Below are 12,503 nucleotides of genomic sequence, written 5' to 3' on the forward strand. Positions count from 1 at the left end.
CCGTCATTGCGAGGAGCGAAGCGACGAAGCAATCCATTCGCTGTACAAGCGGTGCCATGGATTGCTTCATCCGGCGGCGCTTCGCGCCGACCGGGTGGCTCGCAATGACGGTCCGAGAGATGATCGCTTCCCTTCCACTCCTCACCAACTACGACAGCTACCGCGCCTGGCGCAGCGACACGTCGCGCTGGTTGCCGGTCGCGCGCGATATTGCTGATGGCCACGGGCTGTCGTGCGTCGCGCCGCATGTGTTCTCGACCGGCACCAATCTGGTTGTCGGGCTGGACGATAACCTGATCCTCAAACTCTTCCCGCCGTTTCTGCGCCCGCAATTCGTGTCCGAGCGCGGCGCGCTTGCCGGGTTGCGCGGACGGCTCGGCATTCCGATTCCCGACCTTGTCGCGGAGGGCGAACGCGACGGCTGGCCGTATCTCGTCATCACTCGCCTGTCCGGCACCGTCGGCTCGGAGGTCTGGCCATCGCTGTCGGAAGCCGAGCGCGAGCGCGTGCTCGCCGAGATCGGGGCCGTGATTGCCGAGGTGCAGCGCGTGCCGCCCGGCAGCCTGCGCGCTATCGAGCCGCGCTGGGAGGCCTTCATGCGCGGGCAGATCGCGCAGTGCCGGGCGCGCCATGAGCGGCTCGGCCTGCCCAAAAAATTCCTCACCTCGCTCGACGATCTCCTGCGTGACGCCGCTGAGTTGATCCCAATGAACGCGCCGCCGGTGATCCTGACCGGCGAATACATCCCGGAGAACTTTCTGCTCGGACGCCGGGCCGACGGCTGGCACGTCGCCGGCCTGTTCGACTTCGGCGACGTCCGGGCCGGATGGGGCGAGTACGACCTGCTCGGTCCCAGCGCCTTCATGGCCGCCGGGCATTCGCGCCGGGTGCGCAGCCTGTTCGACGGCTTCGGCATCTCGCGCACTGATGTGACGTTCACGCTGAAGCGGCGGCTGATGGCGCTCTTGATGCTGCACTCTGCCAGCGATCCGCTCCGGCACATCTGCATCGACGGCTGGCCGGACCGGGTCGACGACTTCGTGCAATTGCAGGAGCTGATTTGGCCGGATTAGCGCGCTTCAGCGCGCGGCCTCTATTGCCGGCCACAAAGCAAGCAGAAGCCGCTTCATGCTCATTTGTTGAGCATATAGCCTGGCTTTGTATGCAATTGGCGATCTGAGATTTTGCCCGACCGGGATACCGGCCGACGTTTTACCTCGCTCCGGCAAGGCATTAGCAGGACATAAGATTTCGTTAAGGGTTGGCACAATCCTTGCGATCTGAGTTCCAAGGCCGTTTCCCAAGGCGTTGGAGCATCACATGAAGCGTCGCGATTTCCTCAAATCGGTGTCCGGGCTGGCCGCGGGGGCGCTGGCGCCGACCGCGCCCGCGATCTGGTCGCCGGCCAAGGCCGACGCGCGCTCCGAGACGCTGCTCATCGTCTCCGAAGGCGGTCCCAACAATCTCGATATCCACGGCGTCGGCACCAACGTGCCGGGCTACGAGGTGTCGTGGAATTGCTACGACCGCCTGATCAGCCACGAGATGAAGAGCGGTCCGGGCGGCGTGCCCTATTACGACCGCGACAAGTTCAAGCCTGAGCTCGCCGAGGACATCAACATCGGCGACATGTCGGTCACCTTCAAGCTGCGCAAGAACGCCAAATTCCATGACGGCACGCCTGTCACGGCGAAGGACGTCAAATGGTCGCTCGACCGTGCCGTCTCTGTCGGCGGCTTCCCGACCTTCCAGATGAGCGCGGGCTCGCTGACCAAGCCCGAGCAGTTCGTGGTCGTCGATGATTATACGGTGCGCGTCGACTTCCTCAGGAAGGACAAGCTGACGATCCCCGACCTCGCTGTGATCGTGCCCTGCGTCGTCAATTCCGAGCTGGTGAAGAAGAACGCCAGCGAGAAGGATCCGTGGGGCCTCGAATTCACCAAGCAGCAGACCGCGGGCTCCGGCGCCTACAAGGTGACCAAGTGGACCGCCGGCACCGAAGTCGTCATGGAGCGCAACGACGAGTGGGTCTGCGGCCCGTTGCCGAAGATCAAGCGCGTGATCTGGCGCATGGTGCCGCAGGCCGGCAACCGCCGTGCGCTGCTCGAGCGCGGTGACGCCGACATCTCGTATGAGCTGCCGTTCAAGGACTTCCAGGAGATGAAGGCGAGCGGCAAGCTCAACGTGGTCTCGCTGCCGTTCTCCAACGGCATCCAGTATATCGGCATGAACGTGACCAAGCCGCCGTTCGACAATCCCAAGGTACGGCAGGCGATGGCCTACGCGATGCCGTACCAGAAGATCATGGATGCGGTGCTGTTCGGTCTCGCCAACCCGATGTTCGGCGCGGCCAAGGACAGGCCGACCGAGGTCGCCTGGCCGCAGCCGACCAAATATTACACCGACATGGAGAAGGCCAAGGCGCTGCTCACTGAAGCCGGCTACGCCAACGGATTCGAGACCACGATCTCGTTCGACCTGAATTTCGCCGGGGTCAACGAGCCGCTCTGCGTGCTGGTGCAGGAGAGCCTGGCGCAGCTCGGCATCAAGACCACGATCAACAAGGTGCCCGGCGCCAATTGGCGCACCGAGCTCACCAAGAAGGAAATGCCGCTGTTCACCAACGTGTTCTCGGGCTGGCTCGATTACCCCGAGTACTTCTTCTACTGGTGCTATCACGGCAACAATTCGATCTTCAACACGATGAGCTACAAGTCATCAGAGATGGACAAGCTCATCGACGGCGCGCGCATCGCCGCCGCGAATGGCGACACCGCGGCCTACGATGCCGACGTCAAGGGCTTCGTCGATCTCGCCTACACCGACATCCCGCGCATCCCGCTCTATCAGCCCTTCGTCAACGTCGCGATGCAGAAGAACGTGACGGGCTACCAATACTGGTTCCACCGCCGCCTCGATTATCGCGCGATGGCGAAGGGGTGAGGCGCTCATGCTTGCGATGATCGGCAAGCGGCTGCTGTTCGCGATCCCGTCGCTGATCGGGGTCGTGATCGTGACGTTCCTTTTGACGCGTGCGCTGCCGGGCGATCCCGCGGCGTATTTTGCTGGCCCCGCGGCCACCAAGGAGGCGGTCGACCAGATCCGGAAGAAGCTCGGCTTCGACAAGCCGCTGATCGAGCAGTTCGTCCGCTACACCAACGATCTCGCCCATGGCGATCTCGGCACGTCGCTCACCACCGGCCAGCCGGTGGCGGCCGAGCTGCGCAACCGTCTGCCGGCGTCGGCCGAGCTTACCTTGCTCGGCCTTGTCGTCTCCATCGTGATCGCGATCCCGCTCGGCGTGCTGGCGGCGACGCGGCCGGGCTCCTGGATCGACCATCTCTGCCGCGTCACCACCACGGCCGGCGTGTCGCTGCCGGTGTTCTTCACCGGGCTCGTGCTGGTCTATTTGTTCTATTTCCGGCTCGGCTGGTCGCCGGCGCCGCTCGGCCGGCTCGACGTGTTCGCTAGCGCGCCGCCGACGGTCACGGGCTTCTATCTCATCGACACGCTGATCGCGCGGGACTTCGAGGCGTTTCGTTCTGCGCTCAGCCAATTGATCCTGCCGGCGGTGACGCTCGCGATCTTCTCGCTGGCGCCGATCGCGCGGATGACGCGCGCCTCGATGCTGGCGGTGCTGGCGTCCGACTTCGTCCGCACCGCGCGCGCCAGCGGCTTGTCGCCCGGCAAGGTGATCGTCACTTACGCCTTCCGCAACGCGATGCTGCCGGTCATCACCACGCTCAGCATGGTGTTCTCGTTCCTGTTGGGCGCCAATGTGCTGGTGGAAAAGGTGTTCGCCTGGCCCGGCATCGGCTCCTACGCGGTCGAGGCGCTGATCGCCTCCGACTTCGCGCCGGTGCAGGGCTTCGTGCTGACCATGGCGGTCATGTACGTGCTGCTCAATCTGATGATCGACATCCTCTATGGCGTGATCGATCCCCGCGTCAGGCTGGAGGGCTAGAGCATGAGCACCGTAGCTCCAACCGTCGAACCCGCAGGACCCGCCCGCACGTCGGGGCTTGCCGCGGCTTTTGAGCAAACCCGCTACGTCTTGAGCGAAAACAAGGTCACCGGCTTTGCCTTCGCGCTGCTGGTCCTGATCCTGTTTGCCGCGCTGTTCGGGCCCTACGTGGTGCCGTACGACCCGCTCGCCTCCGACACCGCGGCTGCATTGAAGCCGCCGTCGGCCGCGCACTGGTTCGGCACCGATCAGCTCGGCCGCGACATCTTCAGCCGCGTCATCGTCGCAACTCGGCTCGACACCTTCATCGCGGTCGCCTCCGTCGTGCTGGTGTTCCTGATGGGCGGGCTGGCCGGCATCGCCGCCGGCTATTTCGGCGGCTGGACCGACCGCATCGTCGGCCGCATCGCCGACACCATCATGGCGTTTCCGCTGTTCGTGCTGGCGATGGGCATCGTCGCGGCGCTCGGCAACACCGTGCAGAACATCATCATCGCGACCGCGATCGTGAACTTCCCGCTCTATGCCCGCGTCGCACGCGCAGAAGCAAACGTCCGCCGCAATGCCGGCTTCGTGCAGGCGGCGCGGCTGTCCGGCAACGGCGAGTACCGCATTCTGCTCGGGCACATCCTGCCCAACATCATGCCGATCATGATCGTGCAGATGTCGCTGACCATGGGCTATGCGATCCTCAACGCCGCGGGCCTGTCCTTCATCGGGCTCGGCGTCCGGCCGCCGACCGCGGAGTGGGGCATCATGGTCGCCGAGGGCGCAGGCTTCATGGTGTCGGGCGAGTGGTGGATCGCGCTGTTCCCGGGCCTCGCGCTGATGATCGCGGTGTTCTGCTTCAACCTGCTCGGCGACGGCCTGCGCGACATCGTCGATCCGCAGCGGAGGACGTGATGATGTGGACCTGGCTAACGCATGCGCGCTTTCTTCGCCTCTCCCCGCGTGCGGGGAGAGGCCGGGCCGCGTTAGCGGACCGGGTGAGGGGGGCGCTCCGCGCACTCCTCAGCCAGTTGTACGTGCCGATAGATGCCCCTCACCCCAACCCTCTCCCCGCAAGAGCGGGGCGAGGGGGCGCACTGGACAGGCGGAGAACATGATGCCTGTCCCGGTCCGGTGCCGTGCTACCGCTCCGCTCCTTTGCATGGGGTTGTTTTGCGGATTTTTGGATCACGCACCCTGTGGGGGGAGGTGCGCATGACCGCCCAGCCGCTGCTCGACGTCAAAGACCTCACGGTCGAGTTCACCACCCGCCGCGGCATCGTCAAGGCGGTGCAGCACGTCGACATATCAGTCGGCAAGGGTGAGACTGTCGGCATCGTCGGCGAGTCCGGCTCCGGCAAGTCGGTGACGTCCTATGCCGTGATGCGCATCCTCGATCGCGCCGGCCGGATCGCCGAGGGCTCGGTGATGTTCTCCGGTATCGACGTCAAGTCGGCCTCGGAGAGCCAGATGCGCGATCTGCGCGGCCGCGAAGTCTCGATGATCTTCCAGAATCCGCGCGCCGCGCTCAATCCGATCCGCAAGGTCGGTCACCAGATCGAGGACGTGCTGCGCCAGCATGTGCAGCAGGCGCAGGTCACCGATCGCGGCGAGACGGCGGTCGAGGCGCTGGAGCAGGTCAAGATCGCGCGCGCACGCGAGCGCTACCACGCCTATCCGTTCGAGCTGTCCGGCGGCATGTGCCAGCGCGTGGTCATCGCGCTGGCGCTGGCCTGCAATCCGCAGCTTCTGATCGCCGACGAGCCGACCACCGGCCTCGACGTCACCACCCAGAAGGCGGTGATGGACCTGATCGTCGAGCTGACCCGGCGCCGGGCGATGTCGACGATCCTGATCACGCATGATCTCGGCCTCGCCGCCGCCTATTGCGACCGCGTCGTGGTGATGGAGAAGGGCCGTGTGGTCGAGACCGCCAAGTCCGCCGACATCTTCGCCGCGCCCCGGCATGCCTACACCAGGAAGCTGATGCGCGCGACGCCGCGGCTCGGGGTGTCGCTACGGGATCTGTTGCCGGAGGAGGATTCGCTTGCCTCTCCCCGCGTGCGGGGAGAGGCCGACACGCTCGGCAGCGCACTCGCGCGCCAGAGCGTGGCGGGTGAGGGGGACCCTCCACGGGCCGTGCCTGCGGATGCGGCCCCTCACCCCAACCCTCTCCCCGTAAAGAACGGGGAGAGGGGGCGGATGGAGCCTCTCCTATCAGTCGAAAAGCTCGTCAAGGAATACCCGCGCCAGGGCGCGGGCGGGATGCTGGCAAAGTTGTTCGGGCGCAAGCCGCCGGTCGAGGAAGAGACCTTCCGTGCGGTCGACGGTATCAGCTTCTCGATCGATCATGGCGAGAGCGTCGGGCTGGTCGGCGAATCCGGCTGCGGCAAGTCGACGACGTCGATGATGGTGATGCGGCTGCTCGACCAGACCTCCGGCCGCATCATGTTCGACGGCGAGGACATCGGCGGCATCACGCCGCAGTCGTTCGCGCGGCTGCCGCGGCGCAGCCAGATCCAGATGGTGTTCCAGGATCCGACCGACAGCCTCAACCCGCGCTTCACCGCGGCGCGCGCGATCGCGGACCCGATCATGCAACTCGGCGACATCAGGGGACGCGACGCGCTCCGCGCCCGCTGCGAGGAGCTTGCGCGGTTGGTCGGCCTGCCGGTCAATCTGCTGGACCGCTTCCCGCACCAGCTCTCCGGCGGCCAGAAGGCCCGCGTCGGCATCGCGCGCGCCATCGCGCTGCACCCGAAGCTCGTCATCCTCGACGAGCCGACCGCGGCACTTGATGTCTCGGTGCAGGCGGTGGTGCTCAATTTGCTGCAGGACCTCAAGCAGTCGATGGGCATGAGCTATTTGTTCGTGTCGCACGACCTCAATGTCGTGCGCCTGCTGTGCGATCGCGTCATCGTGATGCGCGCCGGTCGCATCGTGGAGCAGGGCACATCCGAACACGTCTTGGGCAATCCGCAGGATGCCTATACAAGGGAGCTGCTGACGGCGATCCCGCATCCGCCGCTGCCGGTGTCTTGACGCATGATCCGGAAGAGTGGGGGCCGGTTTTCCTCGCGACAAACGCGGAACGCGTTTGCGCGGAGATCATGCGCAAAATCGTTATTGGGAGCGAAATGACCGATCATCTCGACGACTATATGAACGCCGTCGCCCGCGCGATGGCGTTGCCGCTGGAGGACGCCTGGCGTCCGGCGGTGCGCGCCAATCTCGACGTCTCGCTGCGACTGGCGCGGCTGGTCGATGACTTCCCGCTGCCGGACGACGTCGTGTCGGCCGCCGTCTATTCGACCTGAGACCCCGATGTCCGAAACTCCCGTTCCCATGTCGGCCGCCGAGATCGCGCAGGCCGTATCGAGCCGCAAGATCACGGCTCTTGCCGCGACCGAGGCTGCGCTGGCGCGGATCGCAGCGCATGACAAGGTCCTCAATGCCTTCACCGACGTCACCGCCGATCGCGCGTGCGCCAGGGCCAGCGCGGTCGATGCCGCGATCGCCGCCGGTCAACCGGTCGGCCCGCTCGCCGGCGTCCCCTTCGCGGTCAAGAACCTGTTCGATGTGCAGGGCCTTCCGACCCGCGCCGGCTCGAAGATCAACCGCGACCTGCCGCCGTCGCCGCGCGATGCGACGCTGATCGAGCGGATGGAAGCGGCCGGTGCGGTGCTGGTCGGCGCGCTCAACATGGGCGAATACGCCTACGACTTCACCGGCGAGAATGTGCATGACGGCCCGTCGCGCAATCCGCATGATCCGGCGCGAATGACCGGCGGCTCCTCCGGCGGCTCCGGCAGCGCCGTCGGCGGCGCGCTGGTGCCGATCGCGCTCGGCTCCGATACCAACGGCTCGATCCGCGTGCCGTCGTCGTTCTGCGGCACGTTCGGCCTGAAGCCGACCTATGGCCGGCTGTCGCGCGCGCGGTCCTATCCGTTCGTCGCCAGCCTCGATCATCTCGGCCCGCTGGCGCGCAGCGTGAAGGATCTCGCGCTCGCCTACGACGCCATGCAGGGGCCTGATGCCGATGATCCGGCCTGCATTGTGCAGTCGGTCGAGCCGACCGTGCCGTTGCTTGCCAACGATATTGGCGGGTTGCGGGTTGCGATCGCCGGCGGCTATTTCCAGCAGAATCTGTTTCCGGAGGCGGCAGAGGCGGTCGCGCGTGTCGCGAAGGCGCTCGGTGCCGCGCGGATCGTGGAGCTTCCCGAAGCGGCGCGCGCTCGCGCCGCGGCCTACATCATCACCACGACCGAGGGTGCCGCGCTGCATCTCGATCGCCTGCGCAAGCGTCCCAACGATTTCGATCCGGCGGTGCGCGACCGTCTCATTGCGGGCGCGATGATCCCGGCGGTCTATGTCGACAAGGCGCAGAAATTCCGCCGCTGGTATCGCGCGAAGGTGATGGAGCTGTTCCAGTCGGTCGACGTGATCCTGGCGCCGGCGACGCCGTGCACCGCGCCGAAGATCGGTCAGGCCAGTTTCACGCTCGACGGCGTCGAGCTTCCGGTGCGCGCCAATATCGGCATCCACACCCAGCCGATCTCCTTCATCGGTCTGCCGGTGGTCGCCGTGCCGGTGCCGCTTGAGCCGCTGCCGATCGGCGTGCAGATCATCGCGGCGCCCTGGCGCGAGGACGTCGCGCTGCGGGTCGCCTATGCGCTGGAACAGATGGGCGTTGCGGCCGCGCCGGCGCCGAGAGGACTCTGATATGGAAATCGATATTCCCGACGTCGTCGCCGAGGTCACCGCGCAGTTCCAGCGATATGAGAAGGCGCTGGTCTCGAACGACGTCGCGGTGCTCGACGAGCTGTTCCGCGACGACCGCCGCACGCTGCGTTACGGTATCGGCGAGAACCTTTATGGCTATGCCGAGATCATGGCGTTTCGCGCCGGGCGCTCGCCGGTCGGGCTGATGCGCAAGATCGAGCGGACCGTGATCACGACCTATGGCCGCGACACCGCGATCGCCTCGACGCTGTTCTACCGGGACAGCGCGCCGGGCAGAGTGGGGCGGCAGATGCAGACGTGGATTCGCTTCCCCGAGGGCTGGAGAATCGTCGCCGCCCATGTCAGCGTCATCGACGAACCCAAAGGTGCTTGAAGGGCGCTTGAGGATGAGCCTGGAAGATCTGCCGCAGGGCGCAGAATCCGAGATGACGGTGCGCCGCATCGATCGGCCGTCGTCGCTGGTCGACAAGGTCACCCGTGCCGAAGAGCTGCGGCTGCAACTCGCCGACGAGATCGTGCGTGGCACGCTGCCGCCGGGGGCCGGGCTCGATGAAACCGACCTTGCGCGGCGCTTCAACGTCTCGCGCACCCCGGTGCGCGAAGCGCTGCGGCAGCTTGCCGCCAGCGGCCTGATCGATGCCCGAGCGCATCGCGGCGCCGTGGTGGCGCGGCCCTCGCTTGAACGGCTCACCGGCATGTTCGAGGCGATGGCCGAGCTGGAGGCGATCTGTGCCGGCCTCGCCGCCGAGCGGATGACGGCGGCGGAGCGCCACGCGCTGGAAGCGATCCACGAGGAGTTGCGGGTGCTGAGCTACACCGGCAATCCCGAGCGCTTCCATGAGGTCAATGAGCGCTTCCACAACGCGATCTATGCCGGGTCGCAGAACGCCTACATCGCCGAGATCACCTTGGCGACGCGGGTGCGCGTGCAGCCGTTCCGCCGCGCCCAGTTCCGCAACCTCGGCCGTCTGGCAAAATCCCACGCCGAGCACGACCGCGTCGTCGTCGCCATCATGCGCGGCGACAAGACAGGCGCCGCCGCGGCGATGCGCGCCCATATCGAGCAGGTGCGCGGGGAGTACGAGACCTACGCGGTGTCGGTGTAGCTTCTCCTTAGCTCTCCCCCGAGAGAGCGGGGCGAGGGAGTGCGCCGCCGGAGCGGCTAGGCTTTCGCCCTCTCCGCCATGAATGCGCGCCAGCCGCCATAGGCGGAAATGTCCTTCGCGCCCTGGATCGCGGCGGGCTCGACGATGAAGCCCTTGGCCTGCCGTCCGTCGGCGAGCCTGATCGTGCCGATCGACAGCGGCGGCGGGATCGCGGCGACGAACTTTCCGAATGCTGCCGGTGACATCGCCCACAGTTCGAGCTTGATCGCTGCGCCGGCACCGGCCTCGATGCGCAGCATGCCGGGCTTCGGCGGCGTGGTGTCGAGCGCGTAGAGCCTGTAGTCCGGTGCAGTGACCGCCTCTTCCAGCAGGCGCGCATCGAGCGTCGTCAGCTCGTGGTTCAGCGCCATGCCGGAGAGATGCGCACCGACCACCGCGATGGTGATGTCGTCGGAGCCGGCCTGCGTCGGCGCGGCGGTGAGCGGCGGCTGCGGAAGTGAATTGGCGCCGAGTGTAAGTCCGGTGTCGGCGTGAAACACGCGGCCGATGCCGGCAAGCTCGGCGTCGCGGCCGGCGCGCGCGAGCAGCGTGATGCCGAACGGCGCGCCGTCGGGCCGCATCGCTGCCGGCAGCGCCAGGCCGCACATATCGAGCAGGTTGACGAAATTGGTGTAGGTGCCGAGCCGCGAGTTCAGCTCGATCGGATTGGCGAGCACGTCAGCGGTGGAATACACGGTCGGGGCGGTCGGCAGCACGATCGCATCGAGTTGCGCAAGGCTGCGCTCGGCGATGCGGCGCAGCGCCTCGAGGCGGTACAGCGCCGAGAAGGTGTCCGCAGCGGTGGGGCGCGATCCGCCGACGGTGATCTCGCGCGTCACCGGATGGACCGCCTCGGGCGACGACGCGAGCAGGTCGCGGATCACGAGATACCGTTCCGCCACCCACGGGCCCTCATAGAGCAGCCGCGCGGTCTCGTAGAACGGCGCGAGGTCGAACTCGACGAGGTTGGCGCCGAGCGCCTGCCAGCGCTTGCACGCCTCGCCATAGGCCTCCTCGGCCTCGCGATCGCCGAAGAATTTCAACTGGCCGGTTTGGGGAATGCCGAGCTTCAGCTTGGCCGGAAAGCTCGCCAGCGGGGCCAGCGCCCGGTCGCGCGAGTACGGATCGGCGTCATCCGGCCCGGACATGACGGCGAGCGCGGCCAGCGCGTCGTCGGCGGTGAGCGAGAAGATCGAGACGCAGTCGAGCGTGCGGCAGGCCGGCACGACGCCGGTGGTCGAGATCAGCCCAAGGCTCGGCTTGAGCCCGACGATGTTGTTGAGCATCGCCGGCACGCGGCCGCTGCCCGCGGTGTCGGTGCCGAGCGACAGCGGCACCAGGCCCGCGGAGACCGCGACCGCGGAGCCCGAGCTCGACCCGCCCGGCACGAGATCGCCGCGCACCGGGTTCCTGGGAATGCCGTAGGGCGAGCGCACGCCGACCAAGCCGGTGGCGAACTGGTCGAGATTGGTCTTGCCGATGATGATGGCGCCGGCCGCGCGCAGTTTGGCGACCGCGGTGGAATCCTGCTCAGGCAGATAGGAGAACGCCGGGCAGGCGGCGGTGGTCGGCAGGCCCGCGACGTCGATATTGTCCTTCACCGCGACCGGCACGCCGTAAAGCGGCAACGTCGGATCGGCGAGCCGCTCGGCCTCGGCAAGCGCATCCTTCTCGTCGCGCAGGCTGATGAAGATGGCGGGATCGTTGTGCTCGCGGATGCGCTGGTAGCTGCGCGCCACGGTTTGGGCCGGCGTCATGGTCCCGGCGCGGTGCGCGGCGACGATCGCGGCGACAGTTTCAGTCACGTGCTTGGCCTCATCTCGTGAGCGGGAGGCGTCGGACGCCATCCGCAAGGGAATTGCAGCCTGATCGAAGCAAGCAATGTGCCATTGTGTACAATTCGCCCGCGTCCGTTGCGAGGCGGATTATTGTACAATATCAGTTGCTTGAAACGCTCGTCGGGAGCGAGCGCAGGCTGGCCTGAGAGCGTGTCTGCCCAATTTAGAGGCAAATCCGGTCAGGCCGAAGTCTCGTCGCGAGGTCAGGTGAAGCAGGCAAGGATCTGCAGCAGCTGTTCGCGATTTTCCTTGCCGATCTTCTCGGCGACATGCCGCTCATGCTCGGCGGCGAGCCGCTTGAACTGCGCCAGCGCGGTCTTGCCGCGCGCCGTCAGATGCAGCGCATGGGAGCGGCGGTCGGTCGCGGAGGGGACGCGGCTGACGAAGTCGCGGTCTTCCAGGCTGTCGAGCAGATGCACCAGCCGCGCGCGCTCGATCCCGAGCCGCTTTGCCACCGCCATCTGGCTGAGGCCCGGATTGGCCCCGATCACGGTCATCACCGAATACTGGGTTGGACGGATATCGACCGTCGCCAGCGTCTTGATGAAGTCCTGAAAGATCCAGAGCTGGAAGCGCCGCACCGCATAGCCGGCGTGACCGACCAGCGCGTCGAGGCCGATGTCGTCGCCGGCCTCGCCGCCGGGCGCCCCGCCATTTGCTCCATGCGATCGGGGGCGGCGGATCGCCGCTGCCGTTCCTGCCGCCTTGCGCGATGTCTTTTGCTGGCTCGCCATGACCGCAAGGCTAGCGCGCCCAAGCTGGGATGGAAAGATTGTTGTTGACGACAACAATTGATGTCCGCAACATTATGACCAAAGAGCCCGG

Annotated in this window: 11 protein-coding genes; 9 read left to right on the forward strand and 2 right to left on the reverse strand. The window is 66.5% G+C overall.

Translation table 11 applies throughout. The features are described 5' to 3' along the window. The first annotated feature begins 104 nt into the window (after positions 1 to 104). The 9 genes from J2R80_RS10260 to J2R80_RS10300 all read left to right on the forward strand — a co-directional run bounded on the left by J2R80_RS10260 (position 105) and on the right by J2R80_RS10300 (position 9,801). Positions 105 to 1,073, forward strand: a complete 969-nt coding sequence (locus J2R80_RS10260; RefSeq protein ID WP_253588689.1) for a phosphotransferase — start codon at positions 105 to 107, stop codon at positions 1,071 to 1,073. Between the two features lie 247 nt (positions 1,074 to 1,320). Beyond that, positions 1,321 to 2,943, forward strand: coding sequence for an ABC transporter substrate-binding protein (locus J2R80_RS10265; protein ID WP_253588690.1), 1,623 nt, complete (start codon positions 1,321 to 1,323; stop codon positions 2,941 to 2,943). 7 nt (positions 2,944 to 2,950) lie between these two features. Continuing rightward, a complete protein-coding gene (locus J2R80_RS10270; RefSeq protein WP_253588691.1) occupies positions 2,951 to 3,964 on the forward strand; it encodes an ABC transporter permease in 1,014 nt (337 codons plus the stop codon). A gap of 3 nt (positions 3,965 to 3,967) precedes the next feature. Further along, positions 3,968 to 4,867, forward strand: coding sequence for an ABC transporter permease (locus tag J2R80_RS10275; protein ID WP_253588692.1), 900 nt, complete (start codon positions 3,968 to 3,970; stop codon positions 4,865 to 4,867). A gap of 300 nt (positions 4,868 to 5,167) precedes the next feature. Further along, the gene (locus J2R80_RS10280) at positions 5,168 to 6,994 is read left to right on the forward strand and encodes an ABC transporter ATP-binding protein (RefSeq protein ID WP_253638515.1); all 1,827 of its coding nucleotides are present in this window, start codon (positions 5,168 to 5,170) and stop codon (positions 6,992 to 6,994) included. Positions 6,995 to 7,089: 95 nt separating this feature from the next. Beyond that, entirely contained in the window at positions 7,090 to 7,269 is a 180-nt protein-coding gene (locus tag J2R80_RS10285) for a DUF4089 domain-containing protein (protein ID WP_018269566.1), read from the forward strand. Between the two features lie 7 nt (positions 7,270 to 7,276). Then, the gene (locus J2R80_RS10290; protein WP_253638516.1) at positions 7,277 to 8,674 is read left to right on the forward strand and encodes an AtzE family amidohydrolase; all 1,398 of its coding nucleotides are present in this window, start codon (positions 7,277 to 7,279) and stop codon (positions 8,672 to 8,674) included. Between the two features lies 1 nt (position 8,675). Beyond that, positions 8,676 to 9,068, forward strand: a complete 393-nt coding sequence (gene hpxZ, locus J2R80_RS10295; RefSeq protein WP_253588694.1) for an oxalurate catabolism protein HpxZ — start codon at positions 8,676 to 8,678, stop codon at positions 9,066 to 9,068. Positions 9,069 to 9,081: 13 nt separating this feature from the next. Next, a complete protein-coding gene (locus J2R80_RS10300; protein WP_057019483.1) occupies positions 9,082 to 9,801 on the forward strand; it encodes a GntR family transcriptional regulator in 720 nt (239 codons plus the stop codon). Between the two features lie 56 nt (positions 9,802 to 9,857). Here the strand turns inward: J2R80_RS10300 and atzF are convergent, their stop codons facing one another. Together atzF and J2R80_RS10310 are read right to left on the reverse strand one after the other, a co-directional pair. Then, entirely contained in the window at positions 9,858 to 11,687 is a 1,830-nt protein-coding gene (gene atzF, locus J2R80_RS10305) for an allophanate hydrolase (protein WP_253590546.1), read from the reverse strand. Positions 11,688 to 11,881: 194 nt separating this feature from the next. Further along, positions 11,882 to 12,412: a MarR family winged helix-turn-helix transcriptional regulator gene (locus tag J2R80_RS10310; RefSeq protein ID WP_253588695.1), complete on the reverse strand. Its 531-nt coding sequence runs from the start codon at positions 12,410 to 12,412 to the stop codon at positions 11,882 to 11,884. Between the last annotated feature and the right edge of the window lie 91 nt (positions 12,413 to 12,503).

The organism is Bradyrhizobium sp. USDA 4541, assembly GCF_024171085.1.
GTDB lineage: Bacteria > Pseudomonadota > Alphaproteobacteria > Rhizobiales > Xanthobacteraceae > Bradyrhizobium > Bradyrhizobium australafricanum.